24 protein-coding genes are annotated in these 20,111 nt (G+C 73.2%); 17 read left to right on the top strand and 7 right to left on the bottom strand.

The genetic code is table 11. The features are described 5' to 3' along the window. Positions 1-158: 158 nt before the first annotated feature. Both WD250_14400 and cofC read right to left on the bottom strand, forming a co-directional pair. Positions 159-419 carry a hypothetical protein gene (locus WD250_14400; GenBank protein MEX2621402.1) on the bottom strand — a complete coding sequence of 87 codons (261 nt, stop codon included), beginning with the start codon at positions 417-419 and terminating at the stop codon, positions 159-161. Continuing rightward, a complete protein-coding gene (gene cofC, locus WD250_14395; GenBank protein MEX2621401.1) occupies positions 416-1,054 on the bottom strand; it encodes a 2-phospho-L-lactate guanylyltransferase in 639 nt (212 codons plus the stop codon). Before cofC ends, WD250_14400 begins: the two co-directional genes overlap by 4 nt. Positions 1,055-1,117: 63 nt before the next feature. On the opposite strand from cofC, the gene WD250_14390 reads away from it, so the two are divergent. Together WD250_14390 and WD250_14385 are read left to right on the top strand one after the other, a co-directional pair. Further along, positions 1,118-2,134 (top strand): NAD(P)H-dependent glycerol-3-phosphate dehydrogenase, encoded by a 1,017-nt coding sequence (locus tag WD250_14390; protein ID MEX2621400.1) that lies wholly within the window; start codon positions 1,118-1,120, stop codon positions 2,132-2,134. Continuing rightward, positions 2,131-3,231, top strand: coding sequence for a D-alanine--D-alanine ligase family protein (locus tag WD250_14385; protein MEX2621399.1), 1,101 nt, complete (start codon positions 2,131-2,133; stop codon positions 3,229-3,231). The genes WD250_14390 and WD250_14385 overlap by 4 nt, the downstream gene beginning before the upstream one ends. A 20-nt stretch (positions 3,232-3,251) precedes the next feature. Here WD250_14385 and WD250_14380 read toward each other — a convergent pair whose 3' ends face one another. Continuing rightward, positions 3,252-3,485, bottom strand: a complete 234-nt coding sequence (locus tag WD250_14380) for an Lrp/AsnC ligand binding domain-containing protein (protein ID MEX2621398.1) — start codon at positions 3,483-3,485, stop codon at positions 3,252-3,254. Between the two features lie 82 nt (positions 3,486-3,567). Continuing rightward, entirely contained in the window at positions 3,568-3,777 is a 210-nt protein-coding gene (locus tag WD250_14375; GenBank protein ID MEX2621397.1) for a dodecin domain-containing protein, read from the bottom strand. A 100-nt stretch (positions 3,778-3,877) separates the two neighbouring features. Here WD250_14375 and thiL point away from each other — a divergent pair, with 100 nt between their 5' ends. Together thiL and thiD are read left to right on the top strand one after the other, a co-directional pair. Further along, positions 3,878-4,879 carry a thiamine-phosphate kinase gene (gene thiL, locus WD250_14370; GenBank protein MEX2621396.1) on the top strand — a complete coding sequence of 334 codons (1,002 nt, stop codon included), beginning with the start codon at positions 3,878-3,880 and terminating at the stop codon, positions 4,877-4,879. Continuing rightward, the gene (gene thiD / locus WD250_14365; GenBank protein MEX2621395.1) at positions 4,876-5,670 is read left to right on the top strand and encodes a bifunctional hydroxymethylpyrimidine kinase/phosphomethylpyrimidine kinase; all 795 of its coding nucleotides are present in this window, start codon (positions 4,876-4,878) and stop codon (positions 5,668-5,670) included. The genes thiL and thiD overlap by 4 nt, the downstream gene beginning before the upstream one ends. 10 nt (positions 5,671-5,680) lie before the next feature. Here thiD and rpmB read toward each other — a convergent pair whose 3' ends face one another. Next, positions 5,681-5,890, bottom strand: coding sequence for a 50S ribosomal protein L28 (gene rpmB, locus WD250_14360; protein ID MEX2621394.1), 210 nt, complete (start codon positions 5,888-5,890; stop codon positions 5,681-5,683). A 124-nt stretch (positions 5,891-6,014) separates the two neighbouring features. Between rpmB and recG the strand changes: the two genes are divergently transcribed. The 10 genes from recG (at position 6,015) to mutM (ending at position 13,540) form a co-directional block, all read left to right on the top strand. Then, positions 6,015-8,177, top strand: a complete 2,163-nt coding sequence (gene recG, locus WD250_14355) for an ATP-dependent DNA helicase RecG (protein MEX2621393.1) — start codon at positions 6,015-6,017, stop codon at positions 8,175-8,177. 2 nt (positions 8,178-8,179) lie between these two features. Then, positions 8,180-8,737 (top strand): 16S rRNA (guanine(966)-N(2))-methyltransferase RsmD, encoded by a 558-nt coding sequence (rsmD, locus tag WD250_14350; GenBank protein MEX2621392.1) that lies wholly within the window; start codon positions 8,180-8,182, stop codon positions 8,735-8,737. A gap of 9 nt (positions 8,738-8,746) precedes the next feature. After that, complete coding sequence (gene coaD / locus WD250_14345; protein ID MEX2621391.1) at positions 8,747-9,223, top strand: pantetheine-phosphate adenylyltransferase; 477 nt, start codon at positions 8,747-8,749, stop codon at positions 9,221-9,223. 43 nt (positions 9,224-9,266) lie between these two features. Beyond that, positions 9,267-9,824, top strand: a complete 558-nt coding sequence (locus WD250_14340; GenBank protein MEX2621390.1) for a hypothetical protein — start codon at positions 9,267-9,269, stop codon at positions 9,822-9,824. A 112-nt stretch (positions 9,825-9,936) separates the two neighbouring features. Beyond that, complete coding sequence (locus WD250_14335; protein MEX2621389.1) at positions 9,937-10,479, top strand: DUF177 domain-containing protein; 543 nt, start codon at positions 9,937-9,939, stop codon at positions 10,477-10,479. A gap of 28 nt (positions 10,480-10,507) precedes the next feature. Beyond that, entirely contained in the window at positions 10,508-10,687 is a 180-nt protein-coding gene (gene rpmF, locus WD250_14330; protein MEX2621388.1) for a 50S ribosomal protein L32, read from the top strand. Between the two features lie 7 nt (positions 10,688-10,694). Continuing rightward, positions 10,695-11,606: a hypothetical protein gene (locus tag WD250_14325; protein ID MEX2621387.1), complete on the top strand. Its 912-nt coding sequence runs from the start codon at positions 10,695-10,697 to the stop codon at positions 11,604-11,606. Next, on the top strand, positions 11,603-11,887 hold the full coding sequence (locus tag WD250_14320; GenBank protein MEX2621386.1) for a phosphopantetheine-binding protein: 285 nt from the start codon (positions 11,603-11,605) through the stop codon (positions 11,885-11,887). The genes WD250_14325 and WD250_14320 overlap by 4 nt, the downstream gene beginning before the upstream one ends. Next, positions 11,884-12,594 carry a ribonuclease III gene (rnc, locus tag WD250_14315; protein ID MEX2621385.1) on the top strand — a complete coding sequence of 237 codons (711 nt, stop codon included), beginning with the start codon at positions 11,884-11,886 and terminating at the stop codon, positions 12,592-12,594. Before WD250_14320 ends, rnc begins: the two co-directional genes overlap by 4 nt. 112 nt (positions 12,595-12,706) lie before the next feature. Continuing rightward, the gene (mutM, locus tag WD250_14310; protein ID MEX2621384.1) at positions 12,707-13,540 is read left to right on the top strand and encodes a DNA-formamidopyrimidine glycosylase; all 834 of its coding nucleotides are present in this window, start codon (positions 12,707-12,709) and stop codon (positions 13,538-13,540) included. Positions 13,541-13,564: 24 nt separating this feature from the next. On the opposite strand, the gene WD250_14305 is transcribed toward mutM, so the two are convergent. Then, entirely contained in the window at positions 13,565-13,969 is a 405-nt protein-coding gene (locus WD250_14305) for a J domain-containing protein (protein MEX2621383.1), read from the bottom strand. A gap of 7 nt (positions 13,970-13,976) precedes the next feature. Continuing rightward, a complete protein-coding gene (locus WD250_14300) occupies positions 13,977-14,987 on the bottom strand; it encodes an alpha/beta fold hydrolase (protein MEX2621382.1) in 1,011 nt (336 codons plus the stop codon). A 290-nt stretch (positions 14,988-15,277) separates the two neighbouring features. Between WD250_14300 and WD250_14295 the strand changes: the two genes are divergently transcribed. The 3 genes from WD250_14295 to WD250_14285 all read left to right on the top strand — a co-directional run. After that, a complete protein-coding gene (locus tag WD250_14295; GenBank protein MEX2621381.1) occupies positions 15,278-15,463 on the top strand; it encodes a hypothetical protein in 186 nt (61 codons plus the stop codon). Between the two features lie 175 nt (positions 15,464-15,638). Further along, entirely contained in the window at positions 15,639-19,193 is a 3,555-nt protein-coding gene (smc, locus tag WD250_14290; GenBank protein MEX2621380.1) for a chromosome segregation protein SMC, read from the top strand. Positions 19,194-19,300: 107 nt separating this feature from the next. Continuing rightward, on the top strand, positions 19,301-20,111 hold an 811-nt coding region (locus WD250_14285; GenBank protein MEX2621379.1), incomplete at its 3' end, for a signal recognition particle receptor subunit alpha.

Below are 20,111 nucleotides of genomic sequence, written 5' to 3'. Positions count from 1 at the left end.
CGCTGACCAGCACAAACACCAATCAGCGCACGGCTATCCAGGAAACTCGGGCTAGTCCCCGGGCGAGCATCGGTCGGAGCGGCGCCCCGCCGGCCGGGGCCGGACCCGACCCCCGATCCCCGACCCCCGGGACCGGCGGTCCACCCGGGGGCGTGGCCCTACAAGCTCACGATGTTCAGCCCGCGGACCCGCTCGCGGCCTTCGTCGCTCTCGAGCTTGAAGCGGACCCGCTGGCCCAGGCGCAGCTCCATGAGTCCCGACGCGGCGAACGTCTCCGCGTCGATGGGCAGCTCGTCCTGGTTGTCGAGGAGCACCGTCCCGGTGCTGGTCTCCACATCGAAGTGCTTCACCGTGCCCTGCGGCATGCCGTGGCTCCCTCGTTCGAGAATGACCGTGGAGAAGGGTACGCGGCGGATCACCCCGCTGACAATCCGTCGGTCCAGGTCGCCCCGAGATCCCGGGGGTGCAGCGCCCGCAGGTGCTCGGCGGTGTCGACGTCGAAGGCCAGCGCGGGCACGACGAGGCGCACCCCCCGTGCTCCCGCGGCGGCGGCAGCCGCGAGGTGCGCCGTCGCCGAGCTGGGTCCGTAGGCGGGGACGATCACCCCCGCCGGCCGCCGCAGCAGCGCGGCGGTGCCGCCGTCGCGGGTGGGGGCAACGACCACGCAGGGTCCACGCCGACCCGCGCGGCAGACCAGGTCGAGGTCATCGGCACCCGCGAATGGCAGGTCGGCGGCGACCACGAGGCTGGCGGTGGCCGCTGCGGTCGCGTCGTCGGCCGCGGCCATGGCGGCGGCCAGCCCCGGCTTGCGCTCCACCACGACCGGCACCGCCAGCCCCCGGGCCAGGTCCGCAGCAGCGTCGTCGCCGGCGACCACCAGCACCGCACCCACGCCCGACGCCCCGCGACAGGCGGCGATCACCCGGGCGAACATCCACGCCACCAGCTCCCGGCGGTCGCGCGCGGGGAGGTGACCGGCCAACCGGCCCTTCGCGCGGCTCAAGGCCTTCAGCGGCACGACCGCGACAGCCGTGTCCGCCGGGCTGGACGACATGGCGAGGAGGGTATCCCCCGCACCGCTACACTGCGTCCCAGCCGAGCCCGGAAGGACACGCAGGTGGGCAGGATCGCGGTGATGGGTGCCGGGTCGTGGGGGACGGCGTTCGCCATGGTGTGCTGCGACGCCGGCGGGGACGTCGTCCTGTGGGCACGGCGCCAGGACGTCGCCGACGAGGTCGCGGCGGAGCACCGCAACACCAGCTACCTCGGTGAGATCGAGCTCCCGGCGCGACTCCGGGCGACCGCGGACCCGGAGGAGGCGCTGGCCGGGGCGGAGATGGTCGTGATGGCCATGCCGAGCCATGCGTTGCGGGAGGGGCTGAACGCCTGGTCTGGCCTGGCGCGCACCGACGCCATCTACCTCAGCCTGATCAAGGGCATCGAGCTCGGCAGCCGTCAGCGGGCGAGCCAGGTGATCCGCGAGTCCTTCGACCTGCCGATCGAGCGCGTCGTCGTGCTGAGCGGCCCCAACCTGGCGAAGGAGTGCGCCCGTCGACTGCCGAGCGCGACCGTCGCAGCCGGCGTCGAGCCCACCGTCGTCCGCCAGGTGCAGGCGATGAGCCACACCGACTACTTCCGGGTGTACACCAACCCGGACCTGGTGGGCGTGGAGATCGGGGGGGCGGTCAAGAACCCGTTGGCGCTGGCAGCCGGCATGGCCGACGGCATGGGCTTCGGCGACAACACCAAGGCCATGCTCGTGACCCGAGGTCTGGCCGAGATGACCCGACTGGGTGTCGCCTACGGGGGCAACCCCCTGACCTTCTCCGGCCTGGCGGGCATGGGTGATCTGGTCGCGACCTGTATGAGCCCCCAGTCGCGCAACCGGCACGTGGGGGAGGCCCTGGGGCGTGGCGGCTCCATCGAGGACATCATCGCCGACATGAACATGGTGGCCGAGGGCGTGAAGTCCTCGAAGGCCATCGCCCAGATCGCCCGCGAGCACGGCGTCGAGATGCCCATCGTGGAGCATGTCGTCAAGGTGGTCCACGAGGGCATGGACGTGGGTGACATGGTGCAGGCGCTGATGGGACGCGCGCCCAAGGCCGAGCTCCACGGGCTGGGCAGGCCATGAGCGAGCTGACCCGGGTGCTGGTGCTCTTCGGCGGGCGCTCCCAGGAGCACGAGGTGTCGTGCCTGTCGGCGCAGTCGGTGCTCGAGGCGCTCGACCGGCGCCGCTACCTGGTCACCACGGTCGGCATCACCCGCGACGGGCGATGGACGCTGGTCGACGGCGTGCCCGACGCCCCTGATGGGGCGCTGCCGTCGGTGGCCGACGACGGGGAGACCGTGGCGCTCGTGCCGACCCGCAAGGGGCCCCGGTTGGTGTGCTTCCCCGATGGGTTCGCCGGTGAGGAGATCGGTCCCGTGGACGTGTGCTTCCCGGTGCTGCACGGCGCCCACGGCGAGGACGGGACCGTGCAGGGGTTGCTGGCCAGCTACGGCGTGCCCTACGTCGGCGCGGGCGTGGCGGCCAGTGCGGTGGGGATCGACAAGCGCCAGATGAAGGACGTGTTCACCGCACGTGGGCTCCCCCAGGTGCCGTACCGGTCGGTCCGCCGGGCCGTCTGGGAGCACGATGCGGAAGCGGTGCTGTGCAGTGTCGAGGAGGATCTCGCCTACCCCGTCTTCACCAAGCCCGCCCGTCAGGGCTCGTCCATCGGGATCCGCCGGTGCACCGGTCGCAACCAGCTCACCGAGGGCATCGGCGAGGCGTTCGCGTACGACCGCGTGGCCATCATCGAGCAGGCCCTGTCCACCGTGCGCGAGCTCGAGTGCGGGGTGCTCGGCAACGCCGAGATCGAGGTCACACCACCTGGCGAGGTCATCACCGAGCGCGAGTTCTACGACTTCACGGCCAAGTACATCGACGACGTCGAGCTGCGCTGTCCTGCGGACGTGCCACCGGAGGTGAGCCGCACCTGCATGGCGTACGCCCGACAGGCGTACCTGGCGATCGGGGCCCGTGGGATGGGGCGCGTCGACTTCTTCTACGTGCAGGGCAGCGGCCAAGTCTACCTGAACGAGATCAACACCATCCCGGGGTTCACGCCCACGTCCATGTACCCCGCGGTCTGGGCAGCGGCCGGGACCGCGTATCCCCAGCTGGTCGCCCGGCTGCTCGACCTCGCGCTGGAAGCCGCTCGCTCGGACGGCCACTACGCGCCCTGAGCGGCGGTGGCCGCGGCCGGTCAGAGGTGCACGATCGGGCAGGTGAGGGTCCGGTCGATGCCGTCGATCGCCTGGATCCTGGCGACGACCAGGCGTCCCAGCTCGTCGACGTCGTTGGCCTTGGCCCGGACGATCACGTCGTAGGGACCCGTGACGTCCTCGGCCGCCTCGACGCCGGGGATCTCCGCGACGGCCTGCGCGACCTGCGCCGCCTTGCCGACCTCGGTCAGGATGAGAATGTAGGCGGAGACCATGTGTCGTCCTTTGCGTGCGGCTGGTGCGGGCATCGTAGGCGACGCCGGTCGACGAGGACGGGGCGGCTGCGGGCGGCTCGGCTCAGCGGGAGCCCTCGACCTCGAACACCAGGCGCACCTGGGTGCGGTACTCGGTGATGGCGCCCTCCTCGACCACGGCGCTCGTGGCGAGGATGTCCATCCGGCGGATGCCGCGCAGGGTCCTCGCCGCCTCGGCCAGCGCCTCGGCCGCGGCGTCCCGCCAGCTCTCGGCGGACACCCCCTCGAGCTCGATGGTGTTCAGGACCGCCACATCGTCTCCTTGCCGCACCGGGAACCACGGTCGGATGCGGAGCCGCGCCAGCGGCCCGCCGTGGTGGGGAAGGCTAGCGGGCGGGTGAGATACTCGGGCGATGCCCATCGGCGAGTTCCACGGCCTCGCGCGCCTCGGCGCCATGCTCGACGGTGCGGGCGAGGGCATCGCCATCGGGCACGGCGACGACGCGGCGGTGATCCTGGCCACGCAGCGCGGCATCGTGGTGACCGTCGACGTGCTGGTGGAGGGGGTGCACTTCACCCATGAGCTGTCGAGCTGGGCCGACATCGGGTGGAAGGCCGTGGCCGTGAACGTCAGTGACCTCGCGGCCATGGGCGCACGCCCCCGGGCGGCGGTCGTGGGGCTCTGCCGGCCTGCCGGACTGCCGCACGACCACGTGGAGTCGCTCTACCGGGGCATGCGTGCCGCGTGCGACCGCTGGGGGGTGCGTCTGGTCGGTGGCGACACGGCGCGGGCCGGGCAGCTGATGGTCTCGGTGACCGCCATCGGCGAGGTCGACCCAGCCGCGGCGGTGCCACGGTCCGGGGCGCGACCGGGCGACGCCGTGCTCGTGGTCGGCGCGCTCGGGGCGGCCTCGGCCGCGCTGGCCCAGGTTGCCGCGGGCATCACGCCCGACCCCGACCTGCTCGCCGCGCACCGGCGCCCCGTCGCACTGGCCGCGGCCGGGCAGGTCCTGCAAGCACGGGGCGCGACCGCGCTCATCGACGTCTCCGACGGGCTGGGGGCCGACCTCGGGCATGTGTGCGCCGCCTCGGGGGTGCGCGCCACCGTCCGGTGGCGTGACCTGCCGGTCGCCCCCGGTGTCCGGGCCGCCGCCACGGCGGTCGGGGCCGACCTCGTCGAGGTCGTCGCCGGGGGCGGGGAGGACTTCGCGCTCGTCGCCACGGTGGCCCCCGAGGCGGCCCACGCGGTCGCCGCCGAGGCCGGCGCCGCCGATGGCGTCCCCGCGGCCGTCGTGGGCGAGGTCACCGCGGGCGCGGGCGTCGTGCTCACCCACGACGGCCACGACCGCGACATCACCACCCTGGGCTACGACCACGACCGCAGCCACGACCCCACAGCGGAGGACCACCCGTGACCATCCCGACCGCGCTGACCATCGCCGGCTCGGACTCCGGCGGCGGCGCCGGCATCCAGGCCGACCTCAAGACCTTCGCCGAGCTCGGCGTGTACGGCACCAGCGTGCTGACCGCCCTGACCGTCCAGAACACCCTCGGGGTGCACGGGGTGCACGAGGTGCCACCCGAGTTCGTGCGCGCCCAGCTGGACGCGGTGCTCGGCGACATCGGCGCGTCGGCGGCCAAGACGGGCATGCTGGCCACCGACGCCATCGTGCGCACCGTCGCCCAGGCGGTGCGCGACCACAGCGTGACACGCCTGGTCGTCGACCCGGTGTGCGCGTCCAAGCACGGTGACCCGCTGCTCCGCCACGACGCGATCGAGGCGCTGCGGACCGAGATCCTGCCGCTGGCAGAGATCGTCACGCCAAACACCGGTGAGGTGGCGCTGCTGACGGGGGTGGAGGTCCGCGAGGTCGCCGACCTGCAGGCCGGGGCCGAGGCGGTCAAGGCGCTCGGTCCCGGGTGGGTGCTCGTCAAGGGCGGTCACCTGCAGGACAACCCGGACGCGGCGGACCTGCTGTTCGACGGTGACACCGCCATCACCATCACCGGGCGACGCCTCGACACGATGCACACGCATGGCACGGGCTGCACCCTGGCGGCGGCGATCGCGGCGCATCGCGCCCTCGGCGTCGGGGTCGTGGACGCGGTCCGGGCGGCCAAGGACTACGTCACCGGGGCCATCGCCGGCGGGTTGGCCCTGGGACGGGGCATCGGCCCCGTCGACCACGGTTGGCGTCGCCGGTAGGCCGTGCGGGCTACGACGGGGCGGTGCGCTGCGGCGGGCGGGTGACCTTGCCGGCTTTCATGCAGGACGTGCAGACGTCGGCCCGGCGCGTGGACCTGCCGTCCCAGATGCGGATGCGCTGCACGTTGGGCGACCACTGCCGCTTCGACCGGCGGTGGGAGAAGCTCACCTGGAAGTTGAAGTTGGGCTTCTTGTCGCAGATCTCGCAGACGGCAGCCATGGTTGCGCACCTCGAAGGCCGGACCCTGGGGTCGCGGGGTGGGTCGGGGGGATGGACGGAAGGAGGACCACGGTAGCGCCTGGCGCAGGGGGGGGCCAGCGGAGCCCTACACTGCGCACCGCCCATGGACGCGCAGGAGTGGCTCGCCGCCGACGTGACCGAGGTGCCGGGAGTGAGCGGCCGTGCGGCCGCCACGCTGCGCAGCGCCTTCGGGGTGACGACCGTGCGCGACCTTCTGGAGCACTATCCCCACCAGGACAAGTACCGCGAGATCGGCGTGCGGGTGGCGTTGGGCGACGCCGCCGTCGGCCAGGCCGTCACCATCGTGGGGACGATCCTGCGGTGGAACGTCGTCCGCCCGCGCAAGCGGCGCATGACGATCGCCAAGGCGGTCGTCGTCGACGAGCACGGCGGCCGCGTCGAAGCGCCTTTCTTCAACCAGGAGTGGCGGGTGCGCCAGACCCCCAAGGGCGCCCGTGTCGCGGTCAGCGGCACACTCGAGCGCTTCCGCGACCAGCTGCAGCTCAAGAACCCCAAGCTGGAGGTGCTGGCCGAGGACGCCGACGAGCAGGCGGACGAGCCCGAGCCGGTCCACGTCACCTATCCGGCGACCGAGGCGATGCCCAGTCCCCGCATCGCCCGTCATGTGGCGGCAGCGCTGGACCGGCTCCCACCCCTGGCCGACCATCTGCCCCGGGGGCTCCGCGAAGGACGGGACCTCGTCGACCTGGACACCGCCCTGCGCACCATCCACCGGCCGCCGCACCTCGACGCGGTGGCCCCCGCCCGGACCCGGCTGGTGTACGACGAGCTGCTGACCCTGCAGATCGGCCTGCAGCAGCGGCGCCAGCGCCTGGAGTCCGGCGCGGACGGCATGGACAACGACCCGCGGCCCGCCGGGCTGGGCCAGGCGCTGCTCGACGCGCTGCCCTTCGCGCCCACGGCGGCGCAGCGCCGGGCGTTCGCCGAGCTCGCCGCGGACCTGGCCCGGCCGAAGCCCATGCACCGGCTGCTCCAGGGCGACGTCGGATCGGGCAAGACGCTGGTCGGCGCGTGGGCGATGCTCGCGGCGGTCGACAACGGCCGGCAGGCCGTGCTGATGGCGCCCACGGAGGTCCTGGCCGAGCAGCACCTGCGTACGTTCTCCGCGCTGCTCGCGCCCCTCGGCGTGAACGCCGTGGGCGGGCCGCGCCTGGAGCTGCTCACCGGGGCCACCGGCTCCACGCGCCTGCGGGGCCTGCTCGCCGAGCTGGCGGTCGGGGACGTGCACCTCGTGATCGGCACGCACGCGCTGCTCGAGGAGCGCGTCACCTTCGACCACCTCGGTGTGGTGATCGTCGACGAGCAGCACCGGTTCGGGGTCGAGCACCGCACCAGGCTGCGGGACAAGGGCGCCAAGGCGGCTGCGGGACGGGCCCCCGACGTCCTCGTCATGACGGCCACGCCCATCCCCCGCTCCCTCGCGTTGACGCTGTACGGCGACCTGGACGTCACCGTGCTCGACGAGCTGCCGCCCGGTCGCCAGCCCATCCGCACCGAGGTGATCGCCTCGGACTCGCCCCGGCGAGCCCGATTGCACGACTACATCCGGGCCCGCGTGGCGGCCGGCGAGCGCGCCTACGTGGTCTGCCCGCTGGTCCAGGACTCCGACGCCCTGCGCGTGGAGCTGCCCGGGGGCGGGGACCGCTCGGTCGCGTCCGCCGAGGCGATGGTCGCCCACCTGACCACCGAGGTCTTCCCCGACCTGGCGGTCGGCCTCGTGCACGGCCGCCTGCCGGCCGCCGAGCGGGACCGCACCATGGAGGCCTTTCGCCACGGCGACGTGCAGGTCCTGGTGGCGACGACCGTCATCGAGGTCGGCGTCGACGTGCCCGAGGCGACCATCATGGTGATCGAGGACGCCGACCGCTTCGGCATCAGCCAGCTGCACCAGCTGCGGGGCAGGGTGGGGCGGGCCACCGCGCAGAGCTACTGCGTGCTGTTCTCGAGCGTCCCCGACGACAACCCGCGCCTGCAGGCCCTGGCGGACACCACCGACGGGTTCCGCCTCGCCGAGACCGACCTGGAGCTGCGCGGCGAGGGCAGTCTCTTCGACACCCGCCAGTCCGGACTGCCCGACCTGAAGCTCGCGCGCCTCGCCCGCGACGTCGAGTGGGTCGCGCGCTCGCGCGAGGATGCCCGCGCGCTCGTGGAGGCCGACGGGGCGCTGCACGCTCACCCCGCGCTGCGCGACGAGGTCGCCCGCCGCTACGGTGAGGAGCGCCTCGCGGCGCTCGAGACGGGATGAGGGTGATCGCCGGGAGCGCCGGTGGCCGCCGGCTCGAGGTGCCCGCGGGGACCGCGGTCCGCCCGACCGCCGACCGTGTGCGCGAAGCGCTCTTCTCGAGCCTCGGCGCTGCCGTGCCCGCCGCCACCGTGCTCGACCTGTTCGCCGGTTCCGGTGCCCTGGGGATCGAGGCGCTGTCGCGGGGGGCTGCGCGGGCCGTCCTGGTGGAGCGTGACCGCAAGGCCGCCTCCGTGGTGGCGAGCAACCTCACCCGCACGGGGCTGCACGGGCGCGCGACGCTGGTGCGCACCGACGCCGCGGCCTACGTCAGGGATCCGGGGGGCGGCCCCTTCGACATCGTCCTGCTCGACCCCCCCTACGAGCACCCCACGCCGGACCTGTACGCACTGGCCACCGCGTTGCGGGACGCCGGCGGGCTCGCGCCCGACGCCACGGTGGTCCTGGAGCGCGACCGTCGCGACGCGACCGGCGATGCCGAGCCACCCCGGTTCCTTGTCCTCTCCCGTCGTCGGGTCTACGGGGACACCGTGCTGCTGTACCTGCGTTCGGTCGGGCGGTAGGGTCGCGGCATGCCGGTGAACGCCGTGTGCCCGGGCAGCTTCGATCCCGTGACCAACGGCCACGTTGATGTCATCGAGCGCGCCGCACCGTGCTTCGACCACCTGGTCGTGGCGTGCCTGCGCAATGTCGGCAAGGACCCGCTGTTCGACGTCGAGGTGCGGGTCGAGCTCCTCCGTGCGAGCACGGCCCACCTCGCCAACGTCGAGGTCGTCGCCTTCGACGGCTTGCTCGTGGACTTCTGCCGCGAGCGGGGGGCCGGCGTGGTGGTGAAGGGGCTGCGGGCGGCAGGCGACTTCGAGTACGAGGTGCGGATGGCCCACATGAACCACCATCTCAGCGGGGTGGAGACCTTCTTCCTCAGCAGCAGCCCCGTGTACTCTTTCCTTTCGTCGTCGCTCGTGAAGCAGGTGGCCCGCTTCGGCGGCGACGTCTCCGACCTCGTGCCCCCGGTGGTCGTGCGGCGGCTCAAAGCCACCCTCGACTAGCCCCGCAGCACAGCGACAGCAGGCGACAAAGGATACGTGCCACGTGGACGTCGAGTCCCTCATATCGAAGATGGAGCACCTCCTGGCCGAGGCGCGGCCCGTGCCGCTGTCGTCGTCGGTCATGGTCAACCGCAGCGACTTCGACGAGCTGATCGCCGAGCTGCGGGCCGGCCTGCCCGAGGAGCTGCGCCAGTCGCGCTGGATCATCAAGGAGCGCGACGAGGTGCTGGCCCAGGCGTCGCGGGAGTCCGAGCAGATCATGAGCGACGCCGTGCGCGAGCGTGACCGGCTCGTCGGCGAGGAGGAGGTGGTGCGTGCCGCCCGGCGCGAGGCCGAGCGCATCCTCGAGGAGGCTCGCGAAGCGGCGACGACGCTGCGGCTGGAGGCCGAGGACTACGTCGACGGCAAGCTCGCCACGTTCGAGATCACCCTGCACAAGACGCTCAAGGCCGTGGAGAAGGGCCGTGACCGGCTGCGCGGCCGGATGGCAAGCGACGAGCTCGCCGAGGTCGAGGCCGCCGAGGCACCGGATGCCCTGACCGAGGCGGTGGACGAGTACGGTGCCGCCCCGGGGGGCCAGTTCTACGACCACGAGGCCTGAGCTCACCAGCACTGCTACAGTGGCCGGCCAGGCCACGTACCCGGGTGTCCCAGCGCCGTCGCGGCGGATGCGAGCACCATTCGACTCAGCGCCTCCTCCCCCCACGTTCACCATGACTCTTCGAAACGACGACTTCGTGCTCACGGTCACCGACCTGCTGGATCGGCCCGGCGCCTCCCGCCGGGTCGACCTTGCCATGGCCGTGCCCGACGACCTGGCGTTGACGCTCGTCGAGATCCACGACCCCCTGCGCCTGGCCGGGGTGATCGAGAGCGTGGTCGACGGGCTGCTCCTGCGTGGCCGGGTCGAAGCTGACGCCCGCATGTCCTGCGCGCGGTGCCTCGAGGGCGTCGAGCAGCCGCTGCGTACCGAGGTCACCGAGCTCTTCGCCGACCCGGATGCACCAGGTCCCCGCGACGAGGAACCGATCGAAGCCGGCTACGAGATCGTGGATGGCAGCATCGATCTCGAAACCCTGCTGCGTGACGCCCTCGTGCCGGCCGCTCCCTATCGACCGCTCTGCCGTCCCGACTGCCAGGGTCTCTGCCCGTCGTGCGGTCTGAACCGCAACGCCACGGTCTGCGACTGCGCGGACCACGAGCGGGATCTCCGATGGGCCCCCCTCGAAGGGCTGCAACTGCCGCCCGGCGCCTGACCGGCGCACACGGAAGGAATCGATTCACGTGGCCGTACCGAAGCGCAAGAAGTCCCGCTCACGCACCCGACACCGCAAGGCGCAGTGGATGCGCACCGCGCCCCCGACTGTCGCCACGTGCTCGCGGTGCAAGGCCGCGATGCGACCGCACACGGTCTGCACCACGTGCGGGTACTACGCCGGCCGCCAGGTCGTCGACGTCGACTAGAGATCGCGTGTCGGCCGCGGTGATCGCCCTCGACGCGATGGGCGGTGACCGCGCCCCCGCGGAGCTGGTCGCCGGCGCGCTGCGCGCCCGGAACGAGTACGGCGTCCAGGTCGTGCTCGTCGGCCGCGAACGTGAGGTCGCCCGGGCGCTCGAGGTCGCGGACGACCCCGGGGGTCTGGAGATCGTCGATGCGGGCGACGTCGTCGGCAACGACGAGGATCCGGCGGTCGGTGTCCGGGGCAAGCCGCGGGCCAGCATCCGCGTCGCCGCCGAGCTGGTCGCCGCGGGACGGGCCGGGGCGCTGGTGTCGGCCGGTTCGACCGGAGCGACCCTGGCCACCGCCCTGCTGACGCTGCGACGCCTGCACGGTGTCCGCCGTCCCGTCGTGGCTGCCGTGCTGCCCATCGGTGCCCAGGGCGTGGTGCTCGTGGACGCCGGCGCCAGTGCCGACCCGCAACCGGAGGCGTTGGTGGCCCACAGCCGGATGGGGGTGGCCTACGCGCAGGTCCGGGGCGTCCCACTGCCGCGTGTCGGGCTCCTGAACGTGGGCACGGAGGCGGGCAAGGGCAACGCCTTCACCCGGACAGCGCACGACCTGCTCACCCGCGAGCCCGCGTTCGTCGGCAACGTCGAGCCCGGCGGGGTGCACGACGGCGTGGTCGACGTCGTGGTCACCGACGGCTTCACCGGCAATGTGTTCCTGAAGACCGTCGAGGCGGTCATGCCTGACCGCGATCCCGGCGCCGGCCCGGGTGCGGCGATCCTGCTCGGGGTGGACGGCGCGGTCCTGGTCGCCCACGGGGCGGCGCGGGAGCGTGAGATCGCCGCTGCGCTGCGGACGGCCGCACAGGTGGCCGGATCCGGTCTGGCGCAGCGCATCGAGGAACGCCTGGCCGACCTCCTGGCGGACCCGACGTGACGGCGTCGGGCGAGGTGCTCCGGCTCCTGATCGCCCGGACCGCGAGCGTGATGGGGGTCGACCCCTCGAGCGTGACCAGCGCCTCGCGGTTCGACGAGGACCTGCACGCCGATTCCCTCGACCTCGTCGAGGTGATGGACGGCATGGAGCGCGACCTGCGCGAGCGCGGCGAGCGGGTAAGGTTGTCCGACCAGGAGCTGGTCGGGCTGCGGACGGTCGGTGAGGCGGCCGAGCGCATCGCAGCCGGCACGTCCGGGCAAGGGGAGGCAGGGACGCGGTGAGCCGGGAGCCGGGCCTGGGGGCGCTCGAAGACCAGCTGGCCGTGGTCTTCACCGACCCTTCGCTGCTGGAGCAGGCGCTCACGCACCGCAGCTTCGCGTTCGAGGAGGGCGGCCTGCCGACCTACGAGCGACTCGAGTTCCTCGGTGACGCCGTGCTCGGCCTGGTGGTCGCCCATCGGGTGTACCGGTTGCTGCCCGATGCGCCTGAGGGCCGGCTGGCGAAGATCCGGTCCTCGGCGGTCAACACCCGCGCGCTGGCCGGCATCGCCCGTGACCTCGATCTCGGCTCCCATGTGCGACTCGGGCACGGGGAGGAGCAGTCGGGTGGACGCGACAAGGACTCGATCCTGGCCGACACGATCGAGTCGCTCATCGGGGCCGTCTACCTCGAGGGGGGCATGGAGGCGGCGACGAGCCTGGTGGACCGGTTGTTCGCCGACCTGCTCGACCATCTCGTGGCCTGGCAGGGCTCGTTGGACTTCAAGACCTCGTTGCAGGAGCTGACCGCCAGCGAGCTCTCCGCACTGCCGGTCTACCGGCTGGCCGAGGAGGGACCCGACCACGCCAAGCGGTTCACCGCCGAGGTGGAGATCGAGGGGGCCGTGCTCGGACGCGGGCGGGGACGCAGCAAGAAAGAGGCCGAGCAAGGCGCCGCGGAGGAGGCATATGTCACGCTGATCGAGCGTTTGGCGATATCGTCTCCGTAGCCCACCGGTGGTGGTGGGGCCATCACACCTACCGAGGTCGTCACACGGGGTCATCACGCGGGCCCCGGCAGTTCCGCATTCGTACGGTCGGCCCAGAGGACGGAGGACGTCGGTGACCCAGCTGCCCGAGGTCGAGGTGATCCGCAAGCATCTCGAGAAGGATGTCGTGGGCAAGCGTTTCAAGGACGTCACTGTCAAGACCGCCGCGACCGTCAGACACCACCGCAACCGCCCTGAGTTCGTGCGCACGCTCGAGGGTCGGAAGATCGAGGCGGTCCACCGTCGGGGGACCGACCTGCTGCTGGAGCTCGACGAGGGCAAGGTGCTCGTCGTGCGCATCGGGGAGAACGCGACCATCTCCCGGGAGACCGCGACCGCGGAGCCCGCACGCCACACCCAGGTGGTCGCGACCTTCACCACCGGCGGTGCGCTGCACTACTCCGACGCCGGGAAGGACGGAGAGCTCTGGGTGATCGGCGCCGACGAGCTGGACACCATCCCCGAGCTCCAGGCCACGGGCCTCGACCCGCTCGCGCAGGTCTTCACGTGGCATGAGATCGACCAGCAGCTGAAGGCGCGCAAGACCAAGCTGAAGGGGTTGCTCGTGGACCCGTCCTTCATGGTCGGGCTCGGCGACGTCTACTCCGACGAGATCCTGTGGGCGGCCGGACTCTCCGGAGCGCGGCCCTCGCAGACGCTGTCGAGCCAGGAGGTCCGCCGCCTGTACCGGGCGATCTTCGAGGTCCTCCAGGAGGCGGTGAAGCAAGGCGCCTCCGACGCCGCCTCCGGCGAGGCGCCCGACCCCCTCGACGACGAGGACTACAGCGACCACCTGAAGGTCTATGGCAGGACCGGGGAACCGTGCGCGCGCTGCCGGCAGCCGATTAGGCGGGCCAGGATCGACCGCAAGCTCACCGCGTACTTCTGTGCGCAGTGCCAGACGTGATCGCGCAGGTACGGCGACGATCGCTCAGGAGAGCCAGCGGCCGAGCGCGCGTCCCGAGCGGTAGCTGACCCCGCCACGGCGAGACCGCCACGTGCCCGCCCACCGGCCCGCGGCCTGCGACAGGGCCTGCCACCGCGCGGCCAGCGCGGCGTCGTCGAGCTCGACGGCCCCCCGGGCCCGCTCGGCGGCCCGGCGCGCCGTGTGCACCCGCCGCACCTGGTCGTAGCGCGCGCGCGCGTCCGGGTCGCGGACCAGGCCGTAGGCGACGTTGATGTCGCGCAGCAGCCGGTCGGCGGCGGGACGCTGGGCGGGCGTGGCCCGGTCGGGGTGGTGGTGGCGCACCAGCGCCCGGTGCGCTGCCTTCAGCTCCGCCTGGGTGGCGTCGGGGGACACCTGGAGCACACCGTAGGCGTCGAGGAAGCCATCCATCGGTCCGTCAGCCCTCGAGGACCTCTTGGAGCGCCTTGACCAGGGCCGGCAGGAAGACGTCGGACTGGGAGACGACCCCGTCGTGGTCCAAGGGGAGCTCGTGCACGATGGCTCCCGGGATCCGGGCGGCCAGGTCGTGCTGGCGGTCGGGGGGCACGAGACCGTCCCGGAGGAGGACGAGCACCGCAGTGGGGACATCGACGCTGCCGAGCCAGCCCCGGGTGTCGAAGCGCCCCATCTCCCGTCCAGCCTCGGCGACGTCCTCCGCGCTGTTGCGGGACAGCTCGCCGGTGAACCAGGGCAGCAGGTCGACCACCTGGGCGGGCGTGTCCGGATGGATGAGGCGCGAGATCCGCATGCGCGACCGGTTGCTGGCCTGCCAGTACGCCGCCCACTCCAAGACGTCGCGCGGGAGGACGCGCAGGATCAGCTGCAAGGCCCCCATGGCTCGCCAGGTCCACCGGTCGCGGGCGTCCTCACGGAACGTCGCGCTGGTCGCGGCGAGCACCAGCCCCCGGACGACGTCAGGGTGGCGCTGCCAGAGCAGCTGGGCGATGGTGCCGCCCATGGAGTAGCCGACGGCGACCGCGGGCGTGGCATCGAGGTGGCGCAGGAGTGCGGCCACGTCGTCGGCCACGTCGGCGAGGCGGAAGGGCTCCGCGGGTCGCGGTCCACGGCCGTGCCCGCGGTGGTCGGCGGCGATCACCCGGGCGGACCGGGCCAGCTCCTCGTAGCAGGCGAACCACGTGAGGTCAGTGCTGAACATCCACCCGTGCAGGAGCACGACGGTCGGGGCGTCGGGGTCGTCGGGCCCGTCCTCACGGACGAAGAACTCGCCGTGCCCGGGGACGTGGACCACGCGCCCCGGGGGCAGACCCGGCGGCGGCTCGGGCACGACGGCCCGCTTCGACTCGGGCCGGGACCGCACGGAGACCCACAGCAGGCCGGCCGCCGCCGCGGCGGCAGCGGGGATCGCGGCACGCGTGTACAACCGGAGGGCAAGGGGACGGGAACTCATGGGACCAGGGTACCGGAGGCTTGCGCGCACCGTCCTCCGGTGTGCTAGATTCCAGTTCGTGAACTCGTGAACGCTTGGCCTGTGCCGACGCAGCCTGTGCGCAGTGCCTGCCCGCAGTGTCGCCGTGCAGTAGCCGTACAGTAGTCGTGCAGTGCCTGGGCGGTGCCCGAGGTCGGAGTTGCTGGAGCGTGGCGGTCAGGCCGCTGCTGCTCGCCAGGCCCGCCGGACGCACCGTCGCGCTCACCGAACCTCAAAACCGCTAGACCGACAACCACAGGAGGAAACGCCGGATGAAGGCCCTTATCGGATCGTGGGACAACCGGCCGTACCAGCTGCTGGCCGAGATCACCGCCCTGCGGACACGCGTCGCGGAGCTCGAGCAGGCGCTGCACCGAGCCCACCAGGACAACGCCGTGCTGCAGGAGGCCCTGCAGGAGCATGACGCGGCTGAGGTCGCCGTCCTCACCACCGGCTGACCTCCGCGGCCACACGCCGAAGCGGCCCCATGCGGGCCGCTTTTCGCGTGTCGGACCGCCGTGTCGGACCGACCGGGGATCGAACGGGCCGGGTCCTTCGTCGTCCCCCGGGCCCTCGCTACACTGCGTCCGGACTGCTGCCGACCCCCACTTTCGACCAGAAGGCGCGAACCGGGTGTTCCTCACGTCCATGACCCTGCGGGGGTTCAAGTCCTTCGCGGAGAAGACGAGGCTCGACTTCGAGCCGGGGATCACCGTCGTCGTGGGACCGAACGGGTCGGGCAAGTCCAACGTCGTCGACGCGCTCTCGTGGGTGCTCGGGACCCACAGCGCCAAGAGCCTGCGCGGGGGCCAGATGGCCGACGTCATCTTCGCCGGTGCCCCGGGGCGGGCGGCGCTCGGGCGGGCAGCGGTGGAGATCACCATCGACAACTCGGCGGGGACGCTGCCGATCGAGTTCGCCGAGGTGACCGTCTCTCGGGCGATGTTCGCCTCGGGTGAGAACGACTACGCCATCAACGGGACCCCCTGCCGGCTGCTCGACGTGCAGGAGCTCCTGAGCGACACCGGGCTCGGGCGCGAGAACCACACCATCGTCGGGCAGGGCCGTCTCGACGGCATCCTGAACGCGCGGCCGGAGGAACGCCGGGCGTTCATCGAGGAAGCCGCCGGCATCCTCAAGCACCGGCGCCGCAAGGAGCGCGCGCTGCGCAAGCTGAGCGCGCTGGACGGCCACCTGGAGCGCCTGACCGACGTCGTCCGCGAGGTGCGGCGCAACCTGCGCCCGCTGGAGCGCCAGGCCGAGGCCGCGGCCAAGCACGCCGAGTTGCAGTCGGCGTTGCGCGAGGCCCGCGTCGCCCGGGCGTTGCGCGAGCTGGTGGGCCTGGTCGACCGGTGGGAGGACGAGCAGGGTGCCCAGCGCGCGTCCGACGAGCACCTCGCCGGTCTGGAGCGCACCCTCGCGGACGCGCGCGCGCAGGAGTCCACGATCGACCGGGCGCTCGCCGACCTCGCCCCCACCGCGCAGGCGGCGGCGGAGATCCACTTCCGGCTGGCGAATCTCGTCGAGCGCTACCGGGGCCTCGGCGAACGCATCACGGAGCGACGCGACGGGCTGGTGGAGGCGGTGGAGGAGCCGGTCGCGGGCCGCGACCCGGCGCAGCTGCGCGCCCAGGCCGACGAGGAGCGCACCGGACTCGGGTCGTTGGCGGCCGAGCACGCCGAGGCCCAGCAGTCCCTCGCCGACGCGGTGGCGCACCGCGGCGCCGCCGAGCAGGCGCGCCGCGCCCATGAGCAGGCCGCCGCGGCCGAAGCCCGCCGTCGCGCCGAGGCCAGGGAGCGGCTCCTGCGCTGGGAGGGCGAGGTCTCCGCGCTGCGCTCCTCGCTGGCCCAGGCGGCCAGCGAGGAGGGCCGGCTGGCCAGCCAGGTCTCGGGCCTGGCGGCTCGCCGTGACGAGCTGGTTGCCGACGCCGCGTCCGTGCGATCGGAGATCCAGCGCCTGGACGTCCAGGGCACGGCGTTGGCCGAGCAGCTGGCCGAAGCCGAGAGCGCCCTGGAGCGCCGGCAGGGCGCTGCCGACGCCGCGGTGCACCGGGAGCGCGACCTCGAGCGCACCCGCGCCTCGCTCGAGGCCCGCGCCGACGCGCTGCGCGCTGCCTCCCAGGAGGCCACCGAGGGCATCCAGGCGGTGGCCGAGGCGGCCGCGGACGGCCGGGTCGACGGCGTGGTCGGTCCGCTCGCCGATCACGTCCGCGTGACCGAGGGCATGGCCCGGGCTGCATCCGCCGCCCTCGGCGGGTTGGGTGATGCGCTGGTCATGGCCACCCAGGACGCCGCCTCGGCAGCAGTCGGGTTCGTGCGCAGCGAGGAGCTCGGCCGGGTGCTCCTGCTGGCCGGCGGGGAGGCGGACGGCAACGACGCCGGTCGCCTCGACGAGCCGGGCGTGCAGCCCCTGGCCGAGGCGCTGGAGGCTGCACCGCCGGTGCACGCCGCGCTGCGCCGCGCCCTCGCCGGCGTGTACGTCGTGGGCCGGCAGGCCGACGAGTACGCGAGCGCCTGTGCCCTGGCGGCGCGCCACCCCGGCTTGGTGTTCGTCACGCGCGACGGCGAGATGGCCGGCGCGCGCGGCTACGCCGGGGGCTCGGCCGGGCCCTCCAGCGCGGTGCTGTCCCGCGCGGCGGCGGAGCAGGCGGAGGAGCAGCTGGAGGGGGTCATCAACGAGCTGCTCGTGGCGCACCGCCAGGTCGCCGACGCCGATCGCGAGCTCGTCGCGGCCCGCACCGAGTACGACGCGGCCACCACCGCGATGCAGGAGTGCGACGGACTGCTCACGTCCGCCGCCGAACGCCTGAACCGGCTGCGCAAGGAGCTGGAGACCTGCGAGGGTGAGCTCGGCGTGCTCACCGGTCAGCAGGCTGATCTCGCCGCGGAGATCGCGGACCAGCGCACACGCCTGCAGTCGCTCGAGGACCGCGGGTCGGACGGGGTGGCCCTGGAGGGCGCCGACGACAGGCGGGCGGACGGCCCGGACCTGGAGGCGGAGCGCTTGGACGACGCGCTCGCCGGTGCGCGCGAGGCGGAGGTGCAGGCGCGGCTGGTGGCCAGCACCGTCGCCCAGCGAGGCGAGGAGCTGTCCCGGCGCATCACGGCGCTGGAGGACGAGGCCGACGACGTGCAACGCCAGCTGGTCGAACGGGAGGAGCGCCGCCGCCGCCGGTTGGCCGCGATCGACCGGTGCGCGCTGCTCGCCGAGGTGGCCGCGCTGGCGCTGGAGCGGGCGGAGTCCTCGCTGCAGCGGGCCGCCGTCGAGCGCGATCGTGTCGAGGAGACTCGCGGCGCGCACCAACGCGACCTCGGGGTGGTCCGCAACCGTGTCCGCGAGGCGGATGCCGTGTTGACGCGGGTGCGCGAGGAGCGGCACAACGAGGAGCTCCGGCGGGCCGCCCTGCGCCACGAGCTCGACGTCCTGCGCGAGCGTCTGCGCACCGACCTGGGTATGGACCCCGACGCGGCGCTGGCCGACGCGCGGCGCCGGGGCGAGGAGCTGCTCGGCGGCGGGGAGCAGCGCGACGAGGAGCTCGCCGAGAACGAGGCCCGGCTGGTCCGCAAGATCGGGCTGCTCGGGACCGTCAACCCCCTGGCGCTGGAGGAGTTCCGGGCTCTGGAGGAGCGCCACCGGTTCCTGGTCGAGCAGATCGACGACCTCAAGGCGTCCCGGGGAGACCTCACCCAGGTGGTCGCGGCGGTGGACGAGCGGATCCGGGAGGTGTTCGGCGCGGCGTTCGCGGACGTGGCCACCCAGTTCGAGCGCATCTTCCCGCGCTTGTTCCCGGGCGGCACCGGCCGGCTGGTGCTCACCGACCCGGATGACCTGCTGGAGTCCGGGGTCGACGTCGAGGCGCGGCCCCCCGGCAAGCGGGTGAAGCGGCTCTCCCTGCTGTCTGGTGGGGAGCGGTCCCTGACGGCGCTGGCGGCGCTGTTCGCCATCTTCGCCGCCCGGCCCTCGCCGTTCTACGTCCTGGACGAGGTCGAGGCCGCGCTCGACGACGTGAACCTGCAGCGCTTCCTCGACGTGGTCGCCGAGTTCCGGGCGACCAGCCAGCTGATCATCGTGACCCACCAGAAGCGCACCATGGAGGTGGCCGACTGTCTGTACGGGGTGTCCATGCAGCGCGGCGGGGTCTCCAAGGTCATCAGCCAACGGCTCACCGAGGCCGCTCCGGCGGGGTGAGCAGCGTTCGGCGACGCGCTGCGGGCCGTGGGACGCACCGCCGCCGCGGGTAGGCTGACCACACAGATCCCCGTCCGGGCGGCGTGCGAGCGGCCCTGGGAGCAGCCGTGGACCCCCTGATTCTCGCGGTACTGATCGTCGTCGTCACCGTGGCGATCATGGTGGCGAGCTTCGTGTCGGCACGCCGTCGCCGCGGCGTCGCGCTCGACGAGGCGATGGGCGAGCACCTCGAGGAGCGGGCGCCCGACGCCGAGGCCGTGCCCGAGGGCCAGACCGCCGAGGACGCGGGCGCCGCCCCGCCCCAGCCCAGCGACGTGGACGCCGACGCGGACGAGGCGGAGGCGCCGCCGATCGATACCGGCGGCCCCGTGGAGCTGATCGAGCCGGCGGAGCCCGCCGCACCCCCGGCGGAGGAAGCACTGCCGGGCGAGCCCGAGTCACCCGAGGCGCCGGCGGCGGCGCCCGCCCCGCTGACGGCCCGGGAGCGGTTCCGCCTGCGGCTCACGCGGGCGCGCAACAGCCTCGGCGCCAACGTCGCGTCGATCTTCGGTCGGGGCATCACCGATGAGGCGTGGGAGGAGCTGGAGGAGTCGCTGATCGGGGCGGACGTCGGCGTCGAGGCCACGATGGAGATCGTCGAGAGCCTGCGCGGGCGGGTCAAGGCCGAGGGCGCGAAGACCGGTGCGGATGCGCTGCGCCTGCTGAAGGAGACGCTGCGCGACGAGCTCTCGGTGGGTGACCGGACGCTGGCGCTGCGCGACGACGGGACCAGCGTGTGGCTCGTGACGGGCGTCAACGGGACCGGCAAGACCACGTCCATCGGCAAGCTCGCCGCGCGCCACGCCGCGGCTGGGCAGACGGTCGTGCTCGCGGCGGCCGCCCCCAGCCAGTTCGGCGAGCGTCGACGGGGTGGACGCG

This window comes from Egibacteraceae bacterium (assembly GCA_040905805.1).
In the GTDB taxonomy this organism is placed as follows: domain Bacteria; phylum Actinomycetota; class Nitriliruptoria; order Euzebyales; family Egibacteraceae; genus DATLGH01.
This window is presented reverse-complemented; position numbering and strand designations above follow the sequence as displayed.

Coding starts and splice junctions, on each gene's coding strand:
- cofC (MEX2621401.1), bottom strand. CDS start 1,054: ATGTCGTCCAGCCCGGCGGACACGGCTGTCGCGGTCGTGCCGCTGAAG.
- WD250_14385 (MEX2621399.1), top strand. CDS start 2,131: ATGAGCGAGCTGACCCGGGTGCTGGTGCTCTTCGGCGGGCGCTCCCAG.
- WD250_14380 (MEX2621398.1), bottom strand. CDS start 3,485: ATGGTCTCCGCCTACATTCTCATCCTGACCGAGGTCGGCAAGGCGGCG.
- thiL (MEX2621396.1), top strand. CDS start 3,878: ATGCCCATCGGCGAGTTCCACGGCCTCGCGCGCCTCGGCGCCATGCTC.
- rpmB (MEX2621394.1), bottom strand. CDS start 5,890: ATGGCTGCCGTCTGCGAGATCTGCGACAAGAAGCCCAACTTCAACTTC.
- recG (MEX2621393.1), top strand. CDS start 6,015: ATGGACGCGCAGGAGTGGCTCGCCGCCGACGTGACCGAGGTGCCGGGA.
- coaD (MEX2621391.1), top strand. CDS start 8,747: ATGCCGGTGAACGCCGTGTGCCCGGGCAGCTTCGATCCCGTGACCAAC.
- WD250_14335 (MEX2621389.1), top strand. CDS start 9,937: ATGACTCTTCGAAACGACGACTTCGTGCTCACGGTCACCGACCTGCTG.
- WD250_14305 (MEX2621383.1), bottom strand. CDS start 13,969: ATGGATGGCTTCCTCGACGCCTACGGTGTGCTCCAGGTGTCCCCCGAC.
- WD250_14300 (MEX2621382.1), bottom strand. CDS start 14,987: ATGAGTTCCCGTCCCCTTGCCCTCCGGTTGTACACGCGTGCCGCGATC.
- WD250_14295 (MEX2621381.1), top strand. CDS start 15,278: ATGAAGGCCCTTATCGGATCGTGGGACAACCGGCCGTACCAGCTGCTG.